Raw genomic sequence first — 24,566 nt, 5'->3', positions numbered from 1 at the left:
ATTAAGTAAAAACGCCCCGTTAATGGGGCGTTTTGCTGTTTTTAGCGTTTAGTCAGTGTGGTGAACAGCTAAACCCTGCGAGTTTTACGAAACGGTTCGTCATTCTTTCCACAGGATGTGGCACAGTTTGTGATCTTTTTCGCGGCAGATCAGGATGCGGGCGAAAATATCATTAATTTCTTCACCTTCCTGATCGGCCAAACCAATGACCACTTCGGCGAAAAAGTCCGGATTCAGGTCGAAATCCACATGCTCCTGCCAGTCTTCAGCTGGATCAAACAGTTCCGCACCGCCGCGCTCCTCAAACTGTAGATTGAACAGCAGGATGTCTGCGGGGTCCAGGTTATCCGGCGCCAGTTCCAGAAAGATATCGTAAGCCTGTTCCAGCGTTTCATCTTCTGTCAGGCGGTTATTTAAATCCATACAACATTCCTGTTAAAACGTGATGGGGTATTAGAGCATGAAGGGCAGTGTGATTACAGCAACGGACTAAAAAAGTAGAACAGCCGCTCGACAATACGTTGCCAATAAGGGCGCGTTAACCATTCTTCAGCGCTTAACAGGCGCGAACGGGACATATAATCCTCCTGTACACAGGCCAGGTCGCTGCCGAATGCGTCATCGTCAATCACCAGGGTGATTTCGAAGTTCAGCCACAGGCTGCGCATATCCAGATTGACTGTTCCGACCAGGCTAAGTTGCCCATCAACCAGTACACTCTTGGTATGCAGCAACCCACCTTCAAATTGATAAATCTTGACTCCCGCCGCCAGTAATTCAGTGAAAAAGGCTTTGCAGGCCCAGCCAACCATCATGGAGTCATTTTTGCACGGTACGATGATACTGACCTCTACGCCGCGCTGGGCGGCGGTGCAGATGGCGTGTTGCAGGTCATCGCTCGGTACAAAATAAGGGGTAGTCATGATCAACTGGTGACGGGCAGAGTAAACCGCGGTCAGTAACGCCTGATGAATCATATCTTCAGGGTAGCCGGGACCAGAAGCGATGACCTGCACTGTATGACCGCGTTCTTGCTCAAACGGCATGATGTTTACATCGGGCGGCGGTGGCGGCAGGCGCTGACCGGTTTCCATTTCCCAGTCCATACTATAGATAACACCCATCGTGGTGGTTACCGGCCCTTCGATGCGCACCATCAGATCTACCCACTGACCAACGCCGGATTCCTGCTTGAAGTAACGCGGGTCCACCATATTCATGCTGCCGGTATAGGCGATGCGATTGTCTATCAGGATCACCTTGCGGTGCTGGCGCAAATCCATTCGGCGCAGGAAAGCGCGCAACAGATTCACTTGCAACGCATCCACTACTGTAATGCCGGCGGTGCGCATCATCTCCGGATACGTGCTGTGAAAGAACTGCACGCTGCCGGCTGAGTCTAGCAGGATGCGGCATTTGACTCCGCGCCGAGATGCTGCCAGCAGGGCAGTCATCACCTGCTCTACCAGACCACCCATTTGCCAGATGTAAAACACCATTTCGATGTTGTTATGGGCTAATTCGATGTCACGGAGCAGTGTTTTGATGGTGCCGTCAAATGAGGTCAATAACTGTAGCTGATTGCCTTTGATACCGCCGATACCCTGGCGGCGTTCGCACAGCTGGAATAATGAGCGCGCCACTTCGCTATTTTCGGTGGCGAAAATACGGCGGTATTCTTTTAGCTCCCGTAACCACTGGGCGGTAACCGGCCACATTTGCCGAGCGCGCTCTGCGCGACGTTTCCCCAGGTGCAGTTCACCAAATAACAGGTAAGCGACGATCCCGACCAATGGCAGAATATAAATCACTAACAGCCAGGCCATTGCAGAAGGGACAGCACGCCTTTTCATCAGAATACGTAGCGTAATACTGGCAATAAGCAGCCAATAGCTGAAAGCCAGTAATCCGCTCAGTACAGTATAAAATGCTGTCATAGTAACAATGCACGATTCCCTGTTGCGGTAATGTTCACCTGGTCAAGTGTATGCATAGTTCCATAAAGGGGAAAGTCCTTTACTCTGAATACCATAGTGTATGGCAAATAAGGACGTGGATTCGGAAAAATCCGGTTGTCGCTCTTGGCGCGCAAGAACGGGGGGATATAATAGACAAACCTATCATGCTTATAAGAGTCGTGCCATGAAACGCAGCCGGAATGAGATCAGCCGTTGGCGTATGCAGCGTCAGGTGCAACGCCGTCGGAGTCGCTGGCTTGAGGCCCAGTCTCGCAGTTACCGACATATCCACCACATGTATTACCTGCGTCAGAAACAGCAGCGCCGTGCATTATTATATGCGGTGGCTTACGAGTGGTAATCTGTGGATATCTGCTGTAAGTAAGGCCCAATGTTCATCAGTGCGTTGGGCCTTTTCGTTTATCTGAGTATTTTGTTCGTCTGACTCATTACAGCGCTGGCGAGTGCTGCGGCAGAACGGCATAACCGTTGTTGACCTTAGCAGGTATCGCTTGTGGCGCATTGGGTTCAGCTTGTTCTTCAGCTACGCCGGGTAACTGGAACAGCGAGACTGACAGATTAAGCGCGTTGGCCTGCTCAAGCAGTTGGAGGCAGGTATGCGCAGAGGCTTCCACCTGCAAGGCGTTCTGTTTCACGGTATCGTTGAGTGAGCTGATGCGGTTGGTCACTTCATGAATGCTTTGATTCTGCTGTTGCGAAATATCGGTAATTTCACTCAGGAACGTGCTGGTGCCTTTGGCAGCCTGAATGATTTCCTGCAGGCTGTCATTGAGGTGCACAACCAGTCTGACTCCCGTGGCAACACTGTTGTCTGACTCATGAATCAGTGCATTAATGTTTTGAGCCGACTGGCTGCTCTGTGAAGCCAGCGTACCCACTTCGCGGGCGACGACTGAAAAGCCTTTACCCATTTCCCCGGCGCGTGCAGCTTCAATGGCGGCATTCAGCGACAGAATATGCGTCTGAAACGCGACGTTTTCTATCAGCGAAATGACTTCTGTCATCTCCTTGCTACGACTGGAAATATTCTGCATCGCATTGCTGACGTCGCTCATCATGGTTTCGCCTTGGGTGGCGATATGACTGGTTTCCTGCGCATGATGACTGGCTTTTTCCGTATACCGGGCGTTCTGCTCAAGGTGCTGACTAAGCTGGATAATGTGCTCGGTGGTGACTTTCAGTTCAGCGGATTGCCGGTTTGCCTGCTCAGACAATTGGCGGTTGTCGGTTGTAACGTGGCTGACTTGTTGCATCATGGTTTCCATACCCTGACGAACCTGGCTTATCAGGGTTACCAGACCGCTCTGCATCTGAACCACGCTGCTGTTCAGCAGGGCGATTTCACGCGTTGCGCGCTTTTCTATGCCGATGTTGTGTGACAAGTCCCCGGAGGCTATCAACCGCAAGTGGTCGGTAATGCGTCGAAGTGGATGAACGATCACCTTATTGACACCAATCCAGACGGCCAGCGAAATGACCAGCAACAACCCCAAAATGACGATAAACAGCGTGTGGCTGGCGTCAAGGTTATCTAATAACTGCTGGGCGTGTTGTTTCTGACGACTATCGTTTTCTTGCAGGTAATGGGCGTACTTTTGAGTAAACTGCGTTTGATAAGCCTGGATAGGAACGGCAAAGAAGATATCGATTTCATTGGTTTTTTTTATACCTTGCGCCAGTTCGAGCAACCCGTTGTAGAGCTGTTGATAGCTGTTTTTAAGATCGGTGAAGGCCGCATCGTTACGGGCAGAACCAATGTAGCGTTCCAGCTTCTGGTAATAGGCTTGTGCGTGAGTTAATGACTCTTCCGCTTCGGACATCAGGCTATTCCAACTGCCGACTGAACCGGTTTCCTTATCAAACATCAGGTAAATTCCAGCGCGATTGAGCTTATCGCTGGCGTTCATCACTTCCATGCGAGCCTGATCCATTAACGCCTGCTGCTGGCGCAGGGCTTCGTTGGCGGCGCTGTCCTGGCGCACGTCAGTCATAGTTTTCGATATCATCCCTACAGACAATACCTGTAGTAAAGAAAACAATCCGATGATCAACAGTAAACCGGAAAGAAAACTCAGGCGGTACTGGCGTATTTTGTCCAGGAAACCGGAGCGTGACGGGGCGGATGCTGACATGGCAATGACTCTCTAAAGAAAACTGCCGCCAACATAACATCGTTAAATGACTAAAATATTTCAGATAGTTAATGGGTTAACGGAGGTGTTTGTTGATGAAAATACCATGACCTCCGTCAATGTTAGATTAAAATACTTTTTTGAATGGCTTAATGCTAACCGTTTCGTAAACACCGGCGGCGACATAGGGATCGTCGTTGGCCCACTGTTGGGCATCTTCCAGTGACGGGAACTCGGCAATCACGGTAGAACCGGTAAACCCGGCTGCGCCAGGATCTTCACTGTCGATGGCTGGCAATGGTCCTGCGGTTAACAGGCGACCTTGATCTCGCAGCGTTTGCAGGCGTGCGAGATGTGCGGGGCGGGCAGCCAGGCGTTTTTCCAGCGAACCAGACACGTCGGTGGCATAAATCACATACAACATGGTAAATCCCTATCTGTCAGATGATGAGATGGAACCGTCATCATACGCGATGATGTTGATGGGGCAATCCCCATAGCGGTTAGCCCGGCGTTATAGTCTGGAAATGGAGCGGATACAGTCTGTCAGCAGCGGGAATTGATCTGCCTCTATTGAATATGATTGTCATTTGCATTTAAACTTGCGCAGTGAGAGGACATCATATAACTATGCCGCAGAAAACATTTTTCCTGACCCGCCGATATTCATGGCCTATGCTGGTTTCCGTGGGTTTTCATGGCTCATTGATTGCCGGATTGCTGTTTGCTTCATTTAATACATCAGTCAAGCTGCCACCGACCCCGCAACCGATCCAGGTGATGATGGTGAACACGGCACCGCAGGCGGTTGCTCCTGCGCCTCTGCCTGAACCTGAAAAAGCGCAGGAACCGCCGCCGGAGCCAGAGGTCCAGCCAGAACCGCCGCCATTGCCGACGCCTGTTGCTGTTCCGTTACCTGAGCCGAAACCCCGGCCCAAACCAAAGGTAAAACCAGAACCCAAGCCGGTGAAGAAGGTAGAACCACCGAAAGAAATGCCGCGTGAAACCACGCCGCAGACCGCGCCTGAACCGCAATCCAGTCAAACGGTTAGCCATAATCCGGCACCCGTGGCTCAGGCACCGGTCGCCAGTGCTCAGCCCTCTGGTCCTAGACCGTTGAATCGGGTGCAGCCAGAGTATCCGGCCAGGGCGTTCGCTTTACGAATTGAAGGGCGGGTTAAGCTACAGTTCGATGTTGATGAGTCGGGGCGGGTAGATAATGTCCGCGTGCTGGCCGCTGAACCTAACAACATGTTTGAGCGTGACATCAAGCAGGCTATGCGTAAATGGCGCTATGAACAAAACAAACCTGGGAAAGACCTGGTAGTGACGATTATCTTCCGAATCAACGGTGGCGCAGCGATGGAATAAGGGTTGCGGCTGATGTTAACAAATCGTTACTGACAATCATTACTCTGACAAATAAGGCACCGCTAGCGGTGCCTTATTGGCTTGCCATGATAACTATTATTGTTCAGGCTCGAAATTGCTTTTCCCTTTCGGTAGCTCACGCGGTCTACCGTCTTCGTCTACTGCAACATAAGTAAACAACGCTTCAGTAGCGCGGTAGCGTTGGCCGATAGGATCGGTCGACACCTTTTTCACCCATACTTCTACATTGATGGTCATTGAACTGCGGCCCGTACGAACGCAGCGGGCATAACAGCAGACCACATCGCCGACCGCAACGGGTTTGAGAAACGTCATGCCGTCAACCCGAACGGTGACAACACGGCCTTCTGCAATCTCTTTTGCCAGAATAGCGCCGCCGATATCCATCTGCGACATCAACCAGCCGCCAAAAATATCGCCGTTGGCGTTGGTATCAGCTGGCATAGCCAATGTGCGCAGCACCAGCTCGCCGTGAGGTAATACGTCTTGTTTGCTCATAAGGTCAACGAATCCGCTTGTGAGTAGTCAATAATCAGTTTGTGCCAGAAAATCATTTTTCGCCTTCATTTTCCGTCTTTTCCGTCTCAGCCGGTAGATGACGATAAATGTAAACGCCGCACAATAATGTAAATACCAGAGTCAGGCCGGTAAGGCCAAATACTTTAAAGTCAACCCAAACGTTTTGTGGCAACCAGAAAGCAATATAAATATTGGCCAGGCCGCACAACAGGAAAAATATCGCCCATGAAATGTTCAGTTTTGCCCATACTATTTCGGGTAATGACAGCTCTTTACCCAGCATACGCTGAATCAGAGGCTTCTTCATGACGAACTGGCTGAACAGCAAAGCGATAGAGAACAATGTGTAAATGATCGTGACTTTCCATTTAATGAATTGATCGTTATGGAAAACCAGCGTCAGGGTGCCAAATACCGCAACCATCAAAAAAGTCAGCAGCATCATCTTTTCGATTTTGCGATAAATAAACCAGCTAAACAGCAACGCGGCTGCCGTTGCGGCAATCAATGCACCGGAGGCGACATAAATGTCATACAGCTTATAACAGATAAAAAATACAATAAGTGGAATAAAATCAATTAGTTGCTTCATTGTGTTAATCCGTCGCTTATCCCGATGTGGGATGGGGCCGCATGTATCAAAAAGGTGGACTGTCTCTGAATTATTATCGCCGTTTGTGCAATGCGATTCCCGATTTATCGTAACAATTTGCAGAAAATTACGTTATGGCGGCGATGACGGGGCTGATAGGAGCGGCGTCGCCGCCACTCCGGGACAATCAATAATCAACCGCGCACCAGCATGTACAGACGAAATACATACACCAGCAGCATGGCGGAAAGTATGTTACTGATACCGTTTAGAATCACGGCCATAGCCGTCGGTGATACCATCGGCAAACGCGCGATCAACAATAGCAACGCGATTTTGGCCAGCAGCCACAGCATTACCGCCGGTGCCGTCTGGCGAAAATGGGAAAATGCCAGCGAACTGCTGGCGCGCATGGAGGCGAAGATCCCCCGTTTTTCGGTAACGGCGATCACCGGCGACAGACTAAAAGCGATAGAGAGCAGAATCCCTGGCACGACAACCAACAGCATACCTAGCTGAATCAGCAGGGTGCAAACCAGTATCAGTAGCAGCAGGCGAGGTAAGAGTGGCGCAGAAGCGGCAATTGCACGCAGTGCGCTGGTTTGATGACCGGCTGATACCAGCTGGATTAGCATCAACATGCCGCCGGTTAACAAAGCATTCCCCACCAGTGTGGCAAAGGTGCCAGCGGCAGAGGCTTTCAGCAGGATGAGTTGTTGCTCAGGGGAAAGTTGCTGGATGATGTCGCTGATGCCGGGCTGTTCAATTGAGGACAGATCCAGATTGCTGTTGCTGAGTTGTTGCAGTTGCTCGCTGTCGGGGGTAAAGGCATGTCCGAGCACAACGGTGATCAAGGACGTCAGCAGTGCCAGCATCAGAATGCTGAAAAACTGGTTACGCGTAAAATTCAAGGTGTCACGGTACAACCTGCTGGCCGTGATAGGCATGAAAACTCCTTGGCAAAGGTTAGCAATAAAATATTATCCGGCCATTGTAACCCGTTCGGGCGTTCCGTGGCACCCCGGCATGACTTTCTGCTATCTGCCTATTTTTGTTCTGATTTATGAACAAGGTTGCGGAACGCTGGCCGGGATAAGCGGCGGCAGGCCATAGGCTGCCCGTGCCCGATCACAGGCATCGTTGCGCTGACCGTTTTCTCCTGATTGCGAAAATTCATGGCAAGGTGTTGGCCGTTGAGCATAGATGCTGCAGCTAACCGACTCACCGATGGTACCTTCCAGCGCGCAACAGCGAACCGGTTTGCTGTTGGTGCCAGCCATACAACGCAGAAATGGTGTTACCGGTTCGGTCAGTTCGACGGGAACGGCACCACCGCCGTCATCAGCTTCCGACCAGTAAAATGATACCCGAAAATAACCGCAGCACGCGCCGCATTCCATGCAAGGGTTGATGTTATTACTCATGGCTGATTATCCACCGGCCTCACTCGGCGTTAAATCACTGGGGTAAACGCTGAATCTACGCCGAAACGTCAGCGTGTGCAGCTCGTTTTTTATGGAGTTAACAAATTTGTTCTTTGTGGGCATTTTGATTTGGATCAATTCTTTGTTTTTTAGAGAGTTGCGGTAGTTTGATGAATGTCGTTTTGTGGTAAAAATCATGTCAGGATGTGATCTGGCTTCAAACAACGATAACCCTTAGTGGGTATAGTTCGCACGGATATTAGCCTTACAAATGGAGTGGATAATGAAAAAAGTTTCTTTATTAATGATAGCGGCGGCGATGATTCCTGCACTGGCACAGGCTCATCAGGCTGGTGATGTGATTGTGCGTGCCGGAACCGCGACGGTGCGTCCGAATGCAGGTTCGGACGATGTGTTGAACTCTGGATCTTTTAATGTAAATAGCAACACTCAGCTAGGGTTGACCGCCGGCTATATGTTTACCGATAACATCGGCATGGAGTTGCTGGCGGCAACGCCGTTTAAGCATAAGGTGAGTCTGGGGCCGCTTGGCACGATTGCTGAGGTAAAACACTTACCACCCACATTAATGGCGCAATATTATTTTGGGCAGAGCGCAGATAAACTGCGTCCTTATCTGGGCGTTGGTCTGAACTACACCACATTCTTTGATGAGAAATTTACCCAGGACCTTGGCGGTCAATTAAGTGATTTGCACCTGAAAAGCTCCTGGGGCGTTGCTGCACAGGCTGGTCTGGATTACAACCTGAATAAAAACTGGTTGTTAAATATGTCGGTATGGTGGATGGATATCGATACTAAAGTGAAATTTAAGTATATGGGTCAGGATCAAAGCATTAAAACTCACCTCGACCCGTGGGTATTTATGTTTGGTGTGGGTTACAAATTCTGATAACCGACCTAAAAGACAAAAAGATAAGGCGGAACCGGGGTTCCGCCTTTTTTACAACCGCGATAACGGTTATCAGAAATTGTACTGCACACCAACGCGGTAACGAGTCTGGCGCTCGTCAGTAGTCTTGCTGCCTTCGACATTAGCGACCTGAATATACGGAGTCCAGTTCTTGTCGATCTTATAGGCCAGTTTCACGTCATGAGTGAGGTTGTCGTTGTCCTTGTCAGCAATGTAACCAAAGGAACCTGCTTTAGTGTTTTTATTGTATTCCAGCTCGTATTCAACAGTGAAATTGTTCAGGAATTTGTATCCCAGTACGCTGGTAATGGTATAGCCTTTCATATTAGTGGCTTCGGCAGCGCGACCATTTGAGTCATAAACATTAATACTGCCGCTATAACGCTTGTAGAAAGGACGATAACGCAGGGTATAGTAAAGGTTGTCAGTAAAGTTTACACCGCCTCTGATATAAGGACGATAGCTGCTGAAAGTGCTGCTGGATACCAGGTTGAGACCGCTTTCCAGGCTAAATGTCTGGTTGAATTTATACAGATAACTGGCAGTGACTTCGGTTTCGTTACTGACTGGTTCGTTATAAGGCTTGTTTGGTGTTTTGTCATTATCAGCCTGTTTCCATTTCAATTCAGAAGACAGACCAAACCCGTTGTCGAAACGGTGTGAAATCAGCAGACGATCCTGGTGGTTTGCATTTTGCGTATCTTTCATTTCATGGCGATAGTCGAATGTGACAGCCATAGAACTCATGCTTACCAGAGATGCGACCATCACTGTCAAAATTTTAAATTTCATTGTTATAAACCCTCTCAGAGATAATTTCTTATTTAGTGCCGTACGCGCATAGGGTGCTGCACGATGCCGATTCTCGTTTATCTATTCTTACAATTATGTGATCAAAAACAGTAAAGTGAAAAAAATGAAAAGTAGTTTTATTTTGTGATTTTCGTCTATTTACTTATCAAACAATCTATGTTTATAAATTGAAACTTTGTTTCAATTTATAAACAATCAAAAAACAAAAAAAGTAATAATTTTTGTTATAAAGAAACAAAAAAATTAACATCATCCCATTGGATTTTTTATTTTTTCAAAAATAAGTATTATCCTTAATAAATTCACAATTATGTTTATATTTGTCATTTTGTAATAATCGTCAGCTGAGAGAACCAGAAATCCATGAGATCGAGAATGGGGAGAACGCCTGTGTTGACACGGCAGGCATGGCTGGTCGAGGTTCGAGTGGCACAGTGTGCCCGGCTGGGTGTTGTTGACAAAAAAACGCCATAGCTGGAGAACCCGACTATGGCGGAGACGAGAGCGGGGAATCAGCGTGTGTGGGTGGCAGCTTTCATGGTGCTAACAAAATCGGCCAGTTTTGCCAGCATCACATCAGGTTGGGTGTGATACTGCTCAATGATTTTGACAATCGCTGAACCAGAGATAGCGCCGGCAGCGCCGGATTCCAGTGCCTGCTGCACCTGAGCTGGCTCGGATATGCCAAAACCCAGCAGTGGCGGAGCTGCATGGTATTCGTGCAACTTTTCCAGTAAGTGATGCAACGGTAACTGAGCGCGGGTTTCCGCACCGGTCACACCAGCCCGTGAGAGCAGATAGGTATAACCGCGACCAAAGGAGGCGACTTCACGCAACAGCTCATCATCTGCATTTGGCGGGCAGATGAATATGGGAGCAACGCCGTGCTTCATCGCTGCCGCGCGAAACGGTGCCGATTCTTCTACTGGCACGTCCGCTACCAGCACCGAATCAACGCCGGTTTCGGCACAACGCTGGTAAAAGGCATCAATACCGTTGCTAAACACCAGATTGGCATACATTAACAACCCGATAGGTAGGTCGGGATATTTCTGGCGGATAGTCGCCAGCATTTCAAAACAGTGGATTGGCGTCACACCCGCAGCGAACGCACGCAGCGTCGCGTTCTGGATAGTCGGGCCATCCGCTAGTGGGTCGGAAAAAGGAATCCCCAGCTCCAGTGCATCAGCCCCGGCGGCCACCAGCGTGTCGATAATACGTAGCGACAGTGCAGGGGACGGGTCGCCAAGCGTGACAAACGGCACAAACGCGCCTTCCTGTTTTTCCGATAGCCGTTTAAACAGAGCGTGGTAGCGTTCCATCAGATTTCTCCCTGGGATTTCAGAATATCGTGAACCGTAAAAATGTCTTTATCGCCGCGCCCGGATAGATTAACCACCAGAATTTGTTCTTTTTCCGGCTCCGCTTTGATCATTTTCAGCGCGTGAGCCAATGCGTGGGATGACTCCAGCGCCGGGATGATACCTTCGTGGCGTGACAATTCCCGAAAAGCGTGCAGCGCTTCATCGTCGGTGACAGACACATAATCCGCTCGCCCAATACTACTCAGGTGCGCGTGCTGCGGTCCGACAGAGGGGAAATCCAGCCCGGCAGAAATAGAGTACGACTCTTCAATCTGGCCGTCTTCGGTCTGCATCATCGGTGATTTCATGCCGAAGTAGATACCGACGCGGCCATGTTTCAGCGGTGCGCCGTGCTGCCCGGTTTCGATACCCAGCCCTGCCGGTTCTACACCAATTAAGCGTACGGAAGGCTCGTCAATAAAATCAGCAAACATGCCGATAGCATTCGAACCACCGCCGACACAAGCCAGCACTGCATCTGGCAGGCGACCTTCTTTTTCTTTTACCTGGGCTTTGGTTTCTTCCCCAATCATGCGCTGAAACTCCCGCACAATGGTGGGATAAGGGTGTGGGCCAGCGGCAGTGCCCAGCAGGTAATGCGCCGTTTCATAGCTGCCAGACCAGTCGCGTAATGCTTCGTTGCAGGCATCTTTCAGGGTGGCGGAGCCGCTGTGCACCGGAATCACTTCCGCGCCCATCAACCGCATACGGAATACGTTCGGCGACTGACGTTCTACGTCCTTGGCACCCATGTAGACACGGCATTTCAACCCCAGCAGGGCGCAGGCCAGCGCGCTAGCAACGCCATGCTGACCTGCTCCGGTTTCCGCGATGATTTCCGTTTTGCCCATGCGCTTTGCCAGCAAGGCCTGCCCCAGTACCTGGTTAGTCTTATGCGCGCCGCCGTGCAACAGATCTTCGCGTTTCAGATAGAGAGTGGTACGGGTGCCCGCCGTCAGGTTTTTACACTGCGTCAGCGCTGTTGGCCGACCGGCATAATTCTTCAGTAAGTCGCTGAATTCAGATTGAAATGCCGGGTCGCGCTGCGCATTGACAAATGCCTCTTCCAACTGACGCAAGGCCGGCACCAGGATCTGCGGTACATATTGACCGCCGAATTCACCAAAATAAGGGTTAAGTAACGTCATAATCAGCCTGTTGTTGTTATTCATGAGAGTTACGGCGAGGTTGCGCCGCACGCAACGTCTGGAATACCGCTGCGATTTTCTGTGGGTCCTTGATGCCGGGTTTTGATTCCACGCCAGAGTTGAAATCCAGCCCGGCGGCACCGAGTTTCGCTGCCTGAGCGACGTTGTCCGGACTTAGGCCGCCGGCCAATAGCACCTGTTTCAGCGATTGATTCTGCAACAATGACCAGTCGAACGATTGACCACTGCCGCCCTGACCGTTGTCGAGCAGCACCCGGTCAACCTGTGGCAGCGACAATGCAGGCAGGGTGTCGCCGACGCTTTGCGCTTTCCAGATCTGGCAGGTCGCAGGTAACTGCGCACGCAAGGCCGCGATAGTGGCATCATCTTCGCTGCCATGTAGCTGCACGGCTGCAAGCTGTAGTGACGACGCGGTTTCTACCATGTCGGCCAATGGCGCATCACGAAATACCCCGACATAACGCAAGGGCGCGCCTGTCATGACGGTACGCGCTTGTGACGTTGTCACACAACGCGGGGAGTTAGCGACAAAAATCAACCCGCCGTACACCGCGCCGGCCTGAAAGGCGGTGGCGGCATCTTCAGGCTGAGTCAGCCCACACACCTTGTTTTCCCCCAGGATAACCCGGCGTACTGCAAGCGCCAGGTCGTCTTCCTCCATCAGCGAACTGCCGATAAGAAAACCGTTGGCGTATTGGCTCAGTTCCTGAATATGGGCATAGCGGCTGATGCCGGATTCGCTGATCACCGTTACACCGGCTGGCAGGCGTGGCGCCAACGTGCGGGTGCGGTTCAGATCAATAGACAGATCACGCAGGTCACGGTTATTGATGCCGACTACGCGTGCTTCCAGCGCGATAGCGCGTTCCAGTTCAGCTTGATTGCTTGCTTCCGTCAAAATGCCCATATTCAGGCCGTGGGCCACCTGTGCCAATTGGCAATACTGATCATCATCCAGCACCGATAGCATCAGCAGAATTGCATCGGCCTGATAGTAACGGGCCAAGTAGATCTGGTACGGGTCGATAATGAAATCTTTGCACAGCACTGGCTGGGCTACCGCTGCGCTGACTTGTGTCAGGAAGGCAAAATCACCCTGAAAATACTTTTCATCAGTCAACACCGAAATAGCGGAGGCGTACTCCTGATAAACCTGCGCAATCGCGACGGGGTCGAAATCGGCGCGAATCAATCCCTTGGAAGGCGAGGCTTTTTTACACTCCAGAATAAACGCGGGTTTGGCCTGTTTCAGCGCCTGATAAAAATGGCGTGAACTGGGCGTTATCTGCGATTGAAAGCTCTCAAGTGGCTGTTTCTGCTTTCGTTCGGCGATCCACTGCGCTTTGTCGCGCACGATTTTGGTTAATACGGTTTCCTGCATTTTCATTATCCTCTGGTTGCCAGTTCCAGCACTCGCTGATACGCCTGACCGCTATGAATCACGTCCAGCGCCTGCCGTGCATTTTGCCGCAGATCTTCCTGGCCGAATAGTTTCAACAGTAGCGCTACATTGGCAGCGACGGCGGCGTCATGAGCCGGTTGGCCCTTACCCTGAAGTAAGCGGGCCAAGATATCACGGTTTTCTTCTGGTGTGCCTCCCAGTAAATTATCCAGTGCGAACGAATCCAGCCCAAAATCACCGGGCGTTAACAGATAGGTTTCCACCTGTCCGTCGCGCAGTTCAGCGACCTGGGTTGGCGCATGGATAGCGACTTCATCCATGCCGCCGCCATGCACCACGGCGGCGCGCTGGTATGCCAACACCTTCAGGGTGTTGGCAATCGGTTCTACCAGCTCCGGCTGATAAACGCCGATCAGCGCCAGAGGTGGGCGGGCCGGGTTGATCAACGGTCCCAGCACATTGAACAAGGTGCGGGTTTTTAACTGCTGGCGTACCGGCATTGCGTGACGAAAACCGGTGTGATATTGCGGCGCAAACAGAAAGCACACCCCAAGATCATCCAACGCCTGACGTGATGCCTGCGCCGACATATCAAGCTTGATGCCGAATGCGGACAGTAGATCCGACGATCCTGAACGGCTGGAGACGCTGCGGTTGCCGTGTTTGGCGACTTTCACCCCACAGGCCGCCGCCACAAAGGCGCTGGCGGTTGAAATATTGATGCTGTTGGAACCATCGCCGCCGGTGCCGACAATATCGGCGAATAGATAGTCCGGACGCGGGAACGGTTGGGCGTCGGCCAGCAGTGCAGTGGCGGCTCCGGCGATTTCATCCGGATGTTCGCCGCGCACCTTCATACTGATGAGCGCGGCGGCCAGTTGCGTTGGGTCCAGCTCACCCTTAATGATAGCGGCAAATAACCGCTGGCTTTCCGCCTGGCTCAGAATGTCGGCGCGATAGAGTTTTTCAAGAATCGGTTGCATCAGAGGTATCTCCTTCAATTCAGGCCAGCGCCCAGTCCAGCGTCTGATTCAGCAGACGCGCACCATGAGTGGTAAGAATAGATTCCGGGTGGAACTGGAAACCGCAGACACGATGTTCATCGTGGCGTACCGCCATCACCATGCCGTTGAAACTGGCGTTAATCACCAACCCTGCCGGGATGTTGCTTCCCACCAGAGAGTGATAGCGCGCTACCGGTAACGGGTCAGGCAGCCCAATGAACATCGCCTGATTGTCATGTTCAATACTGGAGGCTTTGCCATGCAGAATTTCACCAGCCTGGCCGACATGGCCGCCGTAGGCTTCGACAATCGCCTGATGACCCAGACAGATACCGATGATCGGCAACTGGCCGCGCAGGCGTTGCAACAGTGCTGGCATACAACCGGCTTCGGACGGCGTACCGGGACCGGGTGAGAGCATCAACACCGGTTTTTCCATCTGTTGCAGGCGTTCAACAATCACGTTGGCAGGCAACTGGTTACGATACACCACCACGTTGTGGCCGCTGGCGCGCAACTGGTCTACCAGGTTGTAGGTAAAGGAGTCGATATTATCAAGCAACAGGATATCGGCCATCAGAACACCTCCTTGGCATGATGCGCACTGGCAATCGCGCGTAGAACCGCGCGGGCTTTGTTACGCGTTTCATCGGCTTCAGCCTGCGGATGGGAGTCGAGCACCACGCCTGCACCGGCCTGTACGGTAGCGATGCCATCTTCCACATAGGCAGAGCGGATAACGATGCAAGTGTCGAGGTCGCCACGGGCGGTGAAATAACCTACCGCGCCACCGTAACTACCGCGGCGGGTTTTCTCGCTTTCCGCGATCAGTTGCATCGCGCGTACTTTGGGCGCGCCGCTCAGCGTGCCCATGTTCATGCAAGCGCGGTAAGCGTGCAGTACATCCAGATCCGCGCGCAGAGTACCGACCACGCGAGACACCAGATGCATTACGAACGAGTAGCGGTCTACTTTGGTCAGGTCTGCCACATAACGGCTGCCGGGTTCGCAGATTCGCGCCAGATCGTTGCGAGCCAGGTCTACCAGCATAAGATGTTCAGCCAGTTCTTTATGGTCGGTACGCATTTCTAGTTCGATACGGCTGTCCAGATCCCGGTCCAGCGAACCGTCGGCGCGGCGACCACGCGGACGAGTGCCGGCAATCGGGTAGATTTCGATCTGCCGGTTGACGGCGTCATACTTGAGGGAGCTTTCCGGCGATGCGCCGAACAGGGTGAAATCCTGATCCTGCATATAGAACATGTAAGGACTGGGGTTGTTGTCTTTCAGAGTCTGGTAAGCGGCCAGCGGCGACGGACATGGCAACGAGAAGCGACGGGACGGCACCACCTGGAAAATTTCACCGATGCGGATCGCCTGCTGCATCTGGCTGACTACCGCGCCGTAATCTTCATCGCTTTGGTTGCAGGTGAGCGTCATGGTCTCTACCGTCTGGCACGGTAACGCCGGAGCAGGCTGGCGCAATTGCTGCTGCAACTGTTCCAGACGTTGTTGCAGGCGCTGACGTTCTGTTTCATTGGGAGTAAACAGGCTGGCTTGCAGATGGGTCGAGCGTTGCTGATGATCGACTACCAGCAAGGTTTCGGCCAGATAGAAACAGTAATCCGGGCAGCGTTGCTGCTGGCTGAGCGGCGGCAAACGTTCAAAACCGGCGACCAGATCGTAGGCGAACAGCCCGCCAAAGAACATGGCTTCGCGTTCGTTTTCCGGGCACGTCACCAGCGTCAGCAGTTGTCGCAGTGCGTCAAATACCGACAGAGAACGCAGGCGAGCATCTTCATCCTGCATCACATCAATTTCTGGAAAGGTCAGTTCACGGCTGTTCGGGTGTGCATCAACGATGACATCAGCAGGCAAGGCATTATCCAATAGCGGCAGCAGCGTTGCGCCGTTAGCAGTCAGTGCCTGAATCGACACCTGTGAACCGAGGGCAGTAATGCGCAGGGCGCTGTCAACGATAAGCAGGCTTTGCAGATTCAGTTTGCTGTCTATCTCTGCTGACTCCAGCAGCAGGGTTGCCGGGCGGGTGCCGCACAGCTGGTGGAACATGGCGCTGGGGTCGTTGCGATATTCGGCTTCGACTCGCAGCAGCTCAAGTTCAGGTTGTGGTGTTTGCATGATCTCTACTCGTATTTTGTCCATAAAAAAGCCCGCTATCAGCGGGCTTCAGGATAGGCATGTCAGAAATGGCTATGCGTTATCACTTCACCCGCAACAAGGAGAAGCGCCACCAACCAGCATGATTTTTCAGGAGCAGGGTTGTTACCGTCATCGCCATTATCCTCGGTTAGCGTTGTTCTTGAACTCTCGTACTAGTTAACTGGAACACTTAGGGGAAGTCAATAAGATTCCATACGATTTTTTCGGGGAGATATCCTGCGGTGGGGGGCTGATGACGAGTTGGCTGACAGCGGACGGTATTGAATCAATCGATCTCTGAATCAAGCGTTCGGTGAATCAACTGATCTTTTTTCCTTTTTGACCAGGTTGATGGCATCATGCCGCCTGAAATTTTCTGAAACAGAGAGACACCTGACGTGCCAGATGAGTTGCCGGTATCAACGACGTTTCCCTTGTATGACTTGCATAGTCATACCACCGCGTCCGATGGTTTGCTGACGCCAACTGAACTGGTGCAGCGAGCGGTGAACATGCGCGTTAGCGTGCTGGCGATCACCGATCATGACACTACGGCGGCGTTAGATGAGGCGCATGACGCTATTGCCCGGCAGGCGTTGCCGTTGCGGTTGGTTTCCGGCGTTGAGATTTCCACCGTATGGGAAAATCATGAGATCCATATCGTCGGGTTGGGACTGGATTGTCAACATCCGGCGCTAACCTTGTTACTGCAACAGCAAGCGCAGTACCGTCGGCAACGGGCTGAGCAGATCGCGCAGCGGCTGGAAAAAGCGCTGATCCCCGATGCGCTGGCAGGCGCGTCGCGACTGGCTGAAGGCGGTATGATCACTCGCGGGCATTTTGCGCGCTACCTGGTGGAACTGGGGAAAGCGGATACGGTCGCTCAGGTATTTAAAAAATATCTGGGTAAAGGGAAAACCGGCTATGTGCCGCCGCAGTGGTGTACAATACAGCAAGCAGTGGACGCTATCCGCCAGTCAGGCGGGGTTGCGGTGCTGGCACATCCCGGTCGCTACGACCTGACCACCAAGTGGCTGAAACGGTTGATCGGGCATGTTGCTGATTGTGGCGCAGAGGCGATGGAAATCGCCCAGTGTCAACAGGCGCCAGACGAGCGTTCACAACTGGCGCGCTATGCGCGCGACTATCATTTGCTGGGGTCGCAAGGGTCGGATTTTCATCAACCCTGCGCCTGGATAGAACTGGGACGAAAATTATGGTTGCCTTCCGGTGTGGAGCCGGTCTGGCAGCATCCGGCGTTGGCCGTCTGAGTTCCGGTTACCTATCATGACAGCATTCGTATAGCCTGCTGTGGCGATCTGCCCGGCAGACTGTGCGTGTTCAGGAGGCAGAGGACGTAGTATGAGTCAGTTTTTCTATATTCATCCGCAGAACCCGCAACAGCGCCTGATTAACCAAACGGTGGAAATCCTGCGTAAAAGTGGAGTGATTGTCTATCCTACCGATTCGGGGTACGCGCTTGGGTGCCTGTTGGAAGATAAAGCCGCGATGGAGCGGATTTGTCGCATCCGCGATCTGGATCAGAATCATAACTTCACCCTGATGTGCCGCGATTTGTCGGAGTTGTCTTCTTACGCTTATGTGGATAATGCTGCATTCCGGTTGATTAAGAATAACACCCCCGGCAATTACACCTTTATTCTCAAGGCGACCAAAGAAGTGCCGCGTCGCCTGATGAATGATAAACGCAAAACCATCGGTATGCGTGTGCCGTCCAACCCGATTGCGCTGGCGTTGCTGGCGGCGCTGAATGAGCCGTTGATGTCAACTACGCTGATGTTGCCAGGCAACGATTTTGCCGAGTCCGATCCGGAAGAAATTCAGGAGCAACTGGGTAAACGGGTTGATTTGGTTATTCATGGCGGGTTTTTGGGCCAACAGCCCACCACCGTTATCGATTTGACGGAGTCCGTACCCGTGGTCGTGCGTGAAGGGACCGGCGATGTCGCGCCGTTTCTGTAATGCCGAAACATCAGCAATGGCGCTGCTAAGGTGCATTTATCCGTGCCAACATTTGGCATACAAACGTCTTGAATCAAGGTATAATCGCGGCATTATGCGTTAACTCGTTATTTTTCATGAGTTAACGCGATTCCTGGTCATCATGACATTCCCCCCCCCGACGCCTGTGAAGGCGACACAGAGGTTGCTCAATGAGCGAAAAGCTACAGAAAGTACTGGCGCGTGCAGGACACGGTTCACGCCGCGAAATTGAAAGTATGATTGAAGCCGGTCGCATTAGTGTTGACGGCAAGATTGCTACGCTGGGGGACCGCGTCGAGGTTACCCGTGCGACCAAAATTCGTATTGATGGGCATGTGGTGTCGGTGCGTGAAACCGAAGAAGCTGTCTGCCGTGTATTGATGTATTACAAACCCGAAGGGGAACTTTGTACCCGCAGCGACCCGGAAGGGCGACCAACGGTGTTTGATCGTCTGCCGCGTATTCAGGGATACCGTTGGGTGGCAGTCGGGCGTCTTGATGTGAATACCTCCGGCTTGTTGCTGTTCACGACGGACGGTGAGCTGGCGAATCGCCTGATGCACCCCAGCCGTGAAGTGGAGCGTGAGTATGCCGTGCGTGTATTCGGCGAGGTGGACGACGACAAAATTCGTCAACTGAGCAAAGGCGTACAGCTGGAAGACGGCCCGGCAGCCTTTCGTGCTATCCGCTATCAAGGGGGGGAAGGGCTGAATCAGTGGTATAACGTCACCCTGACCGAAGGCCGCAACCGTGAGGTTCGCCGTTTGTGGGAAGCCGTCGGCGTGCAGGTCAGCCGGCTGATTCGTGTTCGCTATGGCGACATTCAATTGCCGAAAGGGTTGCCGCGCGGTGGCTGGATGGAGATGAGCCTGGCCGACGTCAACTACCTGCGTGAACTGGTGCAATTGGCGCCGGAAACGGTCAGCAAGCTGCCGGTAGAGCGTGAGCGTCGTCGGGTGAAAGCTAACCAGATCCGTCGTGCGGTGAAACGACATGGCCAGGTCGGGGTTAATAATCGCCCGGCTGGCAGCCGTCGCAGTGCACCAAAGCGTAACGGCTGAATTGCCTGATTGCCTGATAAACGTCTGCGCCTGTGGGCGCAGCGTTATCCTTTCGTTGCTATCGCTTACCGGTTACCAGTCGATACCTTGCTGAGCTTGAATACCCGCATCAAAGGCGTGCTTCACGGGTCTCATCTCCGTTACGGTATCCGCAAGCTCCAGCAAATCGCGGTGGCAACCGCGGCCAGTAATGATCACGCTCTGGTGCATTGGGCGCTGTCGCAGCGCGGTAATTACTTCGTCCAGCGGTAAATAATCGTAGCTGAGCATATAGGTCAACTCGTCAAGTACTACCAGGTCGAGCGAATCATCGGCCAGCATACGTAACCCATGCTGCCAAACGTGTCTGGCTGCGTCGGTGTCGGTCTGGCGATTTTGGGTATCCCAGGTAAAGCCGGTCGCCATCACTTGAAATTCCACCCCATGCTGTTGCAACAGATTTTTCTCGCCGTTCGGCCATTCGCCTTTGATAAACTGAATTACCCCCGCCTTCAGTCCGTGGCCTACAGCCCGGCTCACTGTGCCAAAGGCGGCAGTGGTTTTGCCTTTGCCATTGCCGGTAAACACCATCAGAATGCCGCGCACCTCAGTGGCGGCGGCAATACGGGCGTCTACTTTTTCTTTGAGTCGCTGCTGGCGTTGCTGATGACGATCATCGCTCATGTATGGGTATCCTTTGTTCAACGCTTCGTTTAGTCACTCGACGGGACCAGGTTTGCGACCGGGTTGGGCATCAAAACTCATGCCGGTCTTGCGACGGCTGTCGTCTCCCATCAGGTACAGATAAAGCGGCATGATATCGGCTGGGGTTTTGAGCTTATTCGGGTCTTCATCAGGAAATGCGGCAGCGCGCATCGACGTACGGGTACCACCTGGGTTGATACAATTGACCCGCAAATTGTGGTTGCGGTATTCCTCAGCCAGCACCTGCATCATGCCTTCGGTGGCGAATTTGGATACCGAGTAAGCCCCCCAGTTTGCTCGTCCCTGACGGCCAACGCTAGAGCTGGTGAAAACCAGCGACGGACTGGCTGATTTCAGCAATAACGGTAACAGCGCCTGCGTTAACATAAACGTCGCGTTAACATTGACCTGCATAACCTGATGCCAGACGGTAGCCGATTGTTCTGCCATTGGCACGATGTCACCCAGCACGCTGGCATTGTGCAGTACGCCGTCCAGACGCGGCAGCACCTGACCGATCTGCCCGGCGATTTGTATGAAATCATGATGACTGGCAGTCAGCATGTCACAGGGAATCAGATAACTGTGGGTACCACATTCCTGAAGGATCTGTTGTTCTACGTCCTTCAGTTTGCGTTCGGTTCGCCCCAGCAACACCAGCCGAGCGCCATAGCGCGCGTAGGTCAGTGCAGCCTCGCGGCCAATGCCGTCACCGGCACCCGTGACCAGAATAATACGGTGTTGCAGCAGATCGTGTTTAGGTTGGTAATGCAAAACGGTGTCCTCTGGCTGTCATCATTCGGGAATGATGAGGTGTTTCCGAAAGAGCCATAATGGGAGTTTTATGCCTGAAACAATAGGTGTTTTCAATCAGAAGGACCGGCTTTCTCACAGCCGGTGCGGTAAAAAGCAGCGGAAAGTACAATTTCTCTATGAAGATCATCGCTATCGTGCCCGTCATACGTTAGGTTAGAAGATTAGCGCACCGCGCTGAAAGCCGTAATGGTTGTTGAAGAATCAACGTCATGTATCACATTGGTCAATGAAGGCGGTATTTGTGGAATTACTTTCTCAGTATGGTTTATTCCTGGCAAAAGTCGTCACCCTTGTCGTCGCTATCGGCGCATTGGTGGTGCTGACAGTCGGTATGACACAGCGTAAACGTCATCGAAAAGGTGAGCTGCAGGTCATTAATCTGGGGGAACAATACCGCGAAATGCGGCAGGAGATGCGGTCCGCTGCTATGAGCGATACCGAGCGCGGCCTGCTGGAAAAGCAACAGAAAAAAGAAGACAAGGAAACCGCCAAACAAGCGAAAAAACGCGCCAAACGCGGGGAGGAAAAATCTGTCCGCCCGTGTTTGTATGTGCTCGATTTCAACGGCAGCATGGATGCGGGGGAAGTAAGCTCGCTGCGTGAAGAGGTGTCTGCCGTGCTGGCGGTGGCCCGGCCAGAAGATGAAGTGTTACTGCGCCTGGAAAGCCCTGGCGGCGTGGTGCATGGCTACGGTCTGGCGGCGTCCCAGTTGCAGCGTTTCCGCCAACGTGGTATTCGCCTGACGGTGGCGGTGGATAAGGTAGCTGCCAGCGGCGGTTATATGATGGCCTGTGTGGCGGATCGCATCGTTGCGGCGCCGTTTGCCATCGTTGGATCAATTGGCGTGGTGGCACAAATTCCCAATTTTAACCGGTTGTTGAAAAGCAAAGATATTGATGTGGAACTGCATACTGCCGGCCAATATAAACGTACTCTGACACTGTTCGGTGAAAATACCGATGAAGGGCGGGAGAAGTTCCGTCAGGAATTAAATGAAACGCACCTGCTGTTTAAACAGTTTGTCAGTGAGATGCGCCCGTCGCTGGATATTGAATTGGTTGCTACCGGTGAGCACTGGTTCGGTACGCAGGCCAGGGATATGGGGTTGGTGGATGCTATCGGCACCAGTGACGACCTGCTGATTGCAGAAATGGAAAACCACGAGGTGCTGGCGGTTCGCTACACTCGCCGCAAACGCCTGCTGGACCGACTGACCGGAAGCACCGGTGAGGCGCTGGAGCGTCTGATGTTGCGCTGGTGGCAACGGGGCAATCATCCTCAGCTGTAAATTTTTTTAACGTTCACTCTTGCCTGTCCGTGTCGCGGTTTGTTGAACAATACCATCCACGTATTGTCGTTGGCCGGACAGGTGGGTAAACCGGTCCCCCAGCGGTTTACTGACGACTTTCCATCTTCTCTATCTTCCCTGAGCGCTGCGTCTCTATCCATGCCTATCGCATCCTGCTAATTCATTACGATTTCTAACCATATTAATGGTTCGCTTTACACAATTAATTGATTTTCTGTTGAAATTAACGGGGGGAACTGGTTTTTTCACCAAAACTAGATAAAATGAGTATGATTGTTTATGCTTATTTACTAATTCTGATTTCGGTTTGCATCGGCAATCAGTTCTAAACCGACAATCTACGTGTCTGCAAAGCGCTGCCTATAGGTCGGGCTATCTTTGCTTCCCAAATGACAGACGTAAGGATATGCGATGAAAATTGATACTGGAGAATACAGCCTGTTGGTCAATCAGCGCTCGCAGGCAAATGACGCGACTCACCGTAAGGAAGAGATGTCGGCATTTGCTGCGTTACTGGCCGCGAATATTAGCGCGACGTCCCCGACTAGCCAATCCACCACAGTTCAGCCCGCTCAGACTGAGACTTATGATTTTACCCGCATGACGCCAACTACGCTGCATGAATCCGTCGGTCGTCTGATTCGCAGCGGTCAACTGGATCTTGATCAAACAACACCGCTGCTTAGTATGATGGGTTCTACTCCATTGTCTTATGCTGGTGTAATGGGAACCTCTTCTCTGGCTTATTCACATTCAGAACAACCGATGAATGTGTTTAATAACTTGCAACAGAACATGGCCGTCGCGTTGTCGCGCAATGATTATCAAAGTGCGGATGGCCTACAGCGCACAATTGATGCGTTACGCCGCTTACAAGGGCAGAGTGTAATCTCTTAATCAGAGTATAACGACCAATGGTGGTATGTAAGCAGGTGAATAAGCGTTCAGAGCAATTCCATCATTAAGCTTATTTTTGCCGCCATTTCTATCCATAGCCATGCAGACGGTAGGCTATGGATTTTTTATTTTTATAGTTTCTGATAATTGAGCTATGTATTTATATTATAACTTTGGCTGATAGCTCTTGGGGGAGTCAGTATAGTAGATAGGTGACAGGTATGTATTAGATAGAACAGCCCGACAGGGCTGTTCAGATGGCGTGTTATTTAATATAAGTTTGTGTGAATAGGGTATTTCTCGGCGCGTTGGTAGATGTGTCCTGGAATTTGAATTGACCGTTATCCGTTCCATCCAGGTTATAATAGTACATCCAACCAACAACAGTATATCCAGCTGGGCAAGGGAAAGTATATTGGTTCCCAACAATACAAATGCTATCCGTTTGATAATTGGCTGAACGGGGCAATAAGCCGCTATTCATCCAGGCAATGGGGTTGTTGCCGTAACCAATTTCCTGTACTGCTACTCTTAGCTGAGCACCGCCGTGGTCACAAGTGGTTGATAGCTGACCAACAGTCGTCATGTATTCCCAGTCGCAGTTTGTTGAACCAACCGCATACACGGTGACTCTGGACAGCGCCGGAGCGGGTGCCCGTAAAGGACCCGATTTTGAGGCGTGTGATGTATCTCTGGCCACAGACAGCGGACCGGTACTTTCCAGTGTATCAAATGCCGTCAGACCTAATTCAATAGGCGGGCCTGCCTCATCAGTATTATTAATGGTTTGCGAATAGCTGCCATGACTAAAAACTGCTGCGACTGACAATAGCAAAGGCAATCCAAATTGCTTTTTCATAACACGCTCCATAAATGGTTTTTTTTATTGATGCCGTTAAAGCATCGCTGGA

The 24,566-nt window shown here is 51.9% G+C and carries 24 protein-coding genes, 1 pseudogene and 1 other annotated feature; of the genes and pseudogenes, 8 read left to right on the top strand and 17 right to left on the bottom strand.

From position 1 onward, the window contains the following. Positions 1 to 99: 99 nt before the first annotated feature. Both Dpoa2040_RS17880 and cls read right to left on the bottom strand, forming a co-directional pair. The gene (locus Dpoa2040_RS17880; RefSeq protein WP_042870461.1) at positions 100 to 423 is read right to left on the bottom strand and encodes an HI1450 family dsDNA-mimic protein; all 324 of its coding nucleotides are present in this window, start codon (positions 421 to 423) and stop codon (positions 100 to 102) included. A gap of 53 nt (positions 424 to 476) precedes the next feature. After that, positions 477 to 1,937: a cardiolipin synthase gene (gene cls, locus Dpoa2040_RS17875; protein ID WP_168642111.1), complete on the bottom strand. Its 1,461-nt coding sequence runs from the start codon at positions 1,935 to 1,937 to the stop codon at positions 477 to 479. 205 nt (positions 1,938 to 2,142) lie between these two features. Here cls and Dpoa2040_RS17870 point away from each other — a divergent pair, with 205 nt between their 5' ends. Further along, the gene (locus tag Dpoa2040_RS17870; RefSeq protein WP_128569713.1) at positions 2,143 to 2,319 is read left to right on the top strand and encodes a YciY family protein; all 177 of its coding nucleotides are present in this window, start codon (positions 2,143 to 2,145) and stop codon (positions 2,317 to 2,319) included. Between the two features lie 88 nt (positions 2,320 to 2,407). Here Dpoa2040_RS17870 and Dpoa2040_RS17865 read toward each other — a convergent pair whose 3' ends face one another. Together Dpoa2040_RS17865 and Dpoa2040_RS17860 are read right to left on the bottom strand one after the other, a co-directional pair. Continuing rightward, positions 2,408 to 4,111 (bottom strand): methyl-accepting chemotaxis protein, encoded by a 1,704-nt coding sequence (locus Dpoa2040_RS17865; RefSeq protein WP_042870464.1) that lies wholly within the window; start codon positions 4,109 to 4,111, stop codon positions 2,408 to 2,410. 127 nt (positions 4,112 to 4,238) lie between these two features. Continuing rightward, positions 4,239 to 4,535, bottom strand: coding sequence for a YciI family protein (locus Dpoa2040_RS17860; protein ID WP_042870465.1), 297 nt, complete (start codon positions 4,533 to 4,535; stop codon positions 4,239 to 4,241). Positions 4,536 to 4,741: 206 nt separating this feature from the next. Between Dpoa2040_RS17860 and tonB the strand changes: the two genes are divergently transcribed. After that, positions 4,742 to 5,482, top strand: coding sequence for a TonB system transport protein TonB (gene tonB / locus Dpoa2040_RS17855; protein WP_168642110.1), 741 nt, complete (start codon positions 4,742 to 4,744; stop codon positions 5,480 to 5,482). A 96-nt stretch (positions 5,483 to 5,578) separates the two neighbouring features. On the opposite strand, the gene yciA is transcribed toward tonB, so the two are convergent. From yciA to Dpoa2040_RS17835, 4 genes are all read right to left on the bottom strand, one after another. Continuing rightward, positions 5,579 to 6,001: an acyl-CoA thioester hydrolase YciA gene (yciA, locus tag Dpoa2040_RS17850; protein WP_168642109.1), complete on the bottom strand. Its 423-nt coding sequence runs from the start codon at positions 5,999 to 6,001 to the stop codon at positions 5,579 to 5,581. Positions 6,002 to 6,053: 52 nt separating this feature from the next. Further along, positions 6,054 to 6,614: a septation protein A gene (locus Dpoa2040_RS17845; RefSeq protein ID WP_168642108.1), complete on the bottom strand. Its 561-nt coding sequence runs from the start codon at positions 6,612 to 6,614 to the stop codon at positions 6,054 to 6,056. A gap of 194 nt (positions 6,615 to 6,808) precedes the next feature. Further along, positions 6,809 to 7,561 carry a YciC family protein gene (locus Dpoa2040_RS17840; protein WP_042870471.1) on the bottom strand — a complete coding sequence of 251 codons (753 nt, stop codon included), beginning with the start codon at positions 7,559 to 7,561 and terminating at the stop codon, positions 6,809 to 6,811. A gap of 114 nt (positions 7,562 to 7,675) precedes the next feature. Beyond that, on the bottom strand, positions 7,676 to 8,038 hold the full coding sequence (locus tag Dpoa2040_RS17835; RefSeq protein ID WP_042870472.1) for a YkgJ family cysteine cluster protein: 363 nt from the start codon (positions 8,036 to 8,038) through the stop codon (positions 7,676 to 7,678). Positions 8,039 to 8,321: 283 nt separating this feature from the next. Between Dpoa2040_RS17835 and ompW the strand changes: the two genes are divergently transcribed. Beyond that, on the top strand, positions 8,322 to 8,951 hold the full coding sequence (ompW, locus tag Dpoa2040_RS17830; RefSeq protein WP_168642107.1) for an outer membrane protein OmpW: 630 nt from the start codon (positions 8,322 to 8,324) through the stop codon (positions 8,949 to 8,951). A 72-nt stretch (positions 8,952 to 9,023) separates the two neighbouring features. Here ompW and Dpoa2040_RS17825 read toward each other — a convergent pair whose 3' ends face one another. From Dpoa2040_RS17825 to Dpoa2040_RS17795, 6 genes and pseudogenes are all read right to left on the bottom strand, one after another. Next, complete coding sequence (locus tag Dpoa2040_RS17825) at positions 9,024 to 9,764, bottom strand: oligogalacturonate-specific porin KdgM family protein (protein WP_168642106.1); 741 nt, start codon at positions 9,762 to 9,764, stop codon at positions 9,024 to 9,026. 533 nt (positions 9,765 to 10,297) lie between these two features. Continuing rightward, entirely contained in the window at positions 10,298 to 11,107 is an 810-nt protein-coding gene (gene trpA, locus Dpoa2040_RS17820; protein ID WP_168642105.1) for a tryptophan synthase subunit alpha, read from the bottom strand. Beyond that, positions 11,107 to 12,300: a tryptophan synthase subunit beta gene (gene trpB, locus Dpoa2040_RS17815; protein WP_371810668.1), complete on the bottom strand. Its 1,194-nt coding sequence runs from the start codon at positions 12,298 to 12,300 to the stop codon at positions 11,107 to 11,109. The genes trpA and trpB overlap by 1 nt, the downstream gene beginning before the upstream one ends. 13 nt (positions 12,301 to 12,313) lie before the next feature. After that, positions 12,314 to 13,699, bottom strand: a complete 1,386-nt coding sequence (gene trpCF / locus Dpoa2040_RS17810; RefSeq protein ID WP_168642103.1) for a bifunctional indole-3-glycerol-phosphate synthase TrpC/phosphoribosylanthranilate isomerase TrpF — start codon at positions 13,697 to 13,699, stop codon at positions 12,314 to 12,316. Positions 13,700 to 13,704: 5 nt separating this feature from the next. Then, a pseudogene (gene trpD, locus Dpoa2040_RS18445) lies at positions 13,705 to 15,301 on the bottom strand (bifunctional anthranilate synthase glutamate amidotransferase component TrpG/anthranilate phosphoribosyltransferase TrpD). Continuing rightward, positions 15,301 to 16,863, bottom strand: a complete 1,563-nt coding sequence (locus Dpoa2040_RS17795) for an anthranilate synthase component 1 (RefSeq protein WP_042870481.1) — start codon at positions 16,861 to 16,863, stop codon at positions 15,301 to 15,303. The pseudogene trpD and the gene Dpoa2040_RS17795 overlap by 1 nt, the downstream one beginning before the upstream one ends. 22 nt (positions 16,864 to 16,885) lie before the next feature. Beyond that, positions 16,886 to 16,984: a sequence feature (Trp leader region), on the bottom strand. 298 nt (positions 16,985 to 17,282) lie between these two features. Here Dpoa2040_RS17795 and Dpoa2040_RS17790 point away from each other — a divergent pair. From Dpoa2040_RS17790 to rluB, 3 genes are all read left to right on the top strand, one after another. Beyond that, positions 17,283 to 18,155, top strand: coding sequence for a PHP domain-containing protein (locus Dpoa2040_RS17790; protein ID WP_168642101.1), 873 nt, complete (start codon positions 17,283 to 17,285; stop codon positions 18,153 to 18,155). Between the two features lie 91 nt (positions 18,156 to 18,246). Continuing rightward, on the top strand, positions 18,247 to 18,867 hold the full coding sequence (locus tag Dpoa2040_RS17785; RefSeq protein ID WP_042870485.1) for an L-threonylcarbamoyladenylate synthase: 621 nt from the start codon (positions 18,247 to 18,249) through the stop codon (positions 18,865 to 18,867). A 191-nt stretch (positions 18,868 to 19,058) separates the two neighbouring features. Further along, complete coding sequence (gene rluB, locus Dpoa2040_RS17780) at positions 19,059 to 19,949, top strand: 23S rRNA pseudouridine(2605) synthase RluB (protein WP_042870487.1); 891 nt, start codon at positions 19,059 to 19,061, stop codon at positions 19,947 to 19,949. Between the two features lie 72 nt (positions 19,950 to 20,021). On the opposite strand, the gene cobO is transcribed toward rluB, so the two are convergent. After that, positions 20,022 to 20,612, bottom strand: a complete 591-nt coding sequence (cobO, locus tag Dpoa2040_RS17775; protein WP_042870488.1) for a cob(I)yrinic acid a,c-diamide adenosyltransferase — start codon at positions 20,610 to 20,612, stop codon at positions 20,022 to 20,024. Between the two features lie 33 nt (positions 20,613 to 20,645). Then, positions 20,646 to 21,407 carry a YciK family oxidoreductase gene (locus Dpoa2040_RS17770; RefSeq protein ID WP_146411286.1) on the bottom strand — a complete coding sequence of 254 codons (762 nt, stop codon included), beginning with the start codon at positions 21,405 to 21,407 and terminating at the stop codon, positions 20,646 to 20,648. A 283-nt stretch (positions 21,408 to 21,690) separates the two neighbouring features. Here Dpoa2040_RS17770 and sohB point away from each other — a divergent pair, with 283 nt between their 5' ends. Further along, on the top strand, positions 21,691 to 22,737 hold the full coding sequence (sohB, locus tag Dpoa2040_RS17765) for a protease SohB (protein ID WP_168642100.1): 1,047 nt from the start codon (positions 21,691 to 21,693) through the stop codon (positions 22,735 to 22,737). A 432-nt stretch (positions 22,738 to 23,169) separates the two neighbouring features. After that, positions 23,170 to 23,655 (top strand): hypothetical protein, encoded by a 486-nt coding sequence (locus Dpoa2040_RS17760; RefSeq protein WP_168642099.1) that lies wholly within the window; start codon positions 23,170 to 23,172, stop codon positions 23,653 to 23,655. Positions 23,656 to 23,920: 265 nt separating this feature from the next. On the opposite strand, the gene Dpoa2040_RS17755 is transcribed toward Dpoa2040_RS17760, so the two are convergent. Then, a complete protein-coding gene (locus Dpoa2040_RS17755; protein WP_168642098.1) occupies positions 23,921 to 24,514 on the bottom strand; it encodes a YolA family protein in 594 nt (197 codons plus the stop codon). Positions 24,515 to 24,566 lie beyond the last annotated feature (52 nt).

The sequence above is a fragment of the Dickeya sp. CFBP 2040 genome (assembly GCF_012273755.1).
In the GTDB taxonomy this organism is placed as follows: domain Bacteria; phylum Pseudomonadota; class Gammaproteobacteria; order Enterobacterales; family Enterobacteriaceae; genus Dickeya; species Dickeya poaceiphila.
Note: the sequence above shows the minus strand (reverse complement) of the source record. Positions and strands in the feature narration are given on the sequence as shown.

What these genes read in the sequence shown, in the direction of transcription:
- Dpoa2040_RS17880 (WP_042870461.1), bottom strand. Translation starts at nt 423, where the DNA reads ATGGATTTAAATAACCGCCTGACAGAAGATGAAACGCTGGAACAGGCT.
- cls (WP_168642111.1), bottom strand. Translation starts at nt 1,937, where the DNA reads ATGACAGCATTTTATACTGTACTGAGCGGATTACTGGCTTTCAGCTAT.
- Dpoa2040_RS17870 (WP_128569713.1), top strand. Translation starts at nt 2,143, where the DNA reads ATGAAACGCAGCCGGAATGAGATCAGCCGTTGGCGTATGCAGCGTCAG.
- Dpoa2040_RS17865 (WP_042870464.1), bottom strand. Translation starts at nt 4,111, where the DNA reads ATGTCAGCATCCGCCCCGTCACGCTCCGGTTTCCTGGACAAAATACGC.
- Dpoa2040_RS17860 (WP_042870465.1), bottom strand. Translation starts at nt 4,535, where the DNA reads ATGTTGTATGTGATTTATGCCACCGACGTGTCTGGTTCGCTGGAAAAA.
- tonB (WP_168642110.1), top strand. Translation starts at nt 4,742, where the DNA reads ATGCCGCAGAAAACATTTTTCCTGACCCGCCGATATTCATGGCCTATG.
- yciA (WP_168642109.1), bottom strand. Translation starts at nt 6,001, where the DNA reads ATGAGCAAACAAGACGTATTACCTCACGGCGAGCTGGTGCTGCGCACA.
- Dpoa2040_RS17845 (WP_168642108.1), bottom strand. Translation starts at nt 6,614, where the DNA reads ATGAAGCAACTAATTGATTTTATTCCACTTATTGTATTTTTTATCTGT.
- Dpoa2040_RS17840 (WP_042870471.1), bottom strand. Translation starts at nt 7,561, where the DNA reads ATGCCTATCACGGCCAGCAGGTTGTACCGTGACACCTTGAATTTTACG.
- Dpoa2040_RS17835 (WP_042870472.1), bottom strand. Translation starts at nt 8,038, where the DNA reads ATGAGTAATAACATCAACCCTTGCATGGAATGCGGCGCGTGCTGCGGT.
- ompW (WP_168642107.1), top strand. Translation starts at nt 8,322, where the DNA reads ATGAAAAAAGTTTCTTTATTAATGATAGCGGCGGCGATGATTCCTGCA.
- Dpoa2040_RS17825 (WP_168642106.1), bottom strand. Translation starts at nt 9,764, where the DNA reads ATGAAATTTAAAATTTTGACAGTGATGGTCGCATCTCTGGTAAGCATG.
- trpA (WP_168642105.1), bottom strand. Translation starts at nt 11,107, where the DNA reads ATGGAACGCTACCACGCTCTGTTTAAACGGCTATCGGAAAAACAGGAA.
- trpCF (WP_168642103.1), bottom strand. Translation starts at nt 13,699, where the DNA reads ATGCAGGAAACCGTATTAACCAAAATCGTGCGCGACAAAGCGCAGTGG.
- Dpoa2040_RS17795 (WP_042870481.1), bottom strand. Translation starts at nt 16,863, where the DNA reads ATGCAAACACCACAACCTGAACTTGAGCTGCTGCGAGTCGAAGCCGAA.
- Dpoa2040_RS17785 (WP_042870485.1), top strand. Translation starts at nt 18,247, where the DNA reads ATGAGTCAGTTTTTCTATATTCATCCGCAGAACCCGCAACAGCGCCTG.
- rluB (WP_042870487.1), top strand. Translation starts at nt 19,059, where the DNA reads ATGAGCGAAAAGCTACAGAAAGTACTGGCGCGTGCAGGACACGGTTCA.
- cobO (WP_042870488.1), bottom strand. Translation starts at nt 20,612, where the DNA reads ATGAGCGATGATCGTCATCAGCAACGCCAGCAGCGACTCAAAGAAAAA.
- Dpoa2040_RS17760 (WP_168642099.1), top strand. Translation starts at nt 23,170, where the DNA reads ATGAAAATTGATACTGGAGAATACAGCCTGTTGGTCAATCAGCGCTCG.
- Dpoa2040_RS17755 (WP_168642098.1), bottom strand. Translation starts at nt 24,514, where the DNA reads ATGAAAAAGCAATTTGGATTGCCTTTGCTATTGTCAGTCGCAGCAGTT.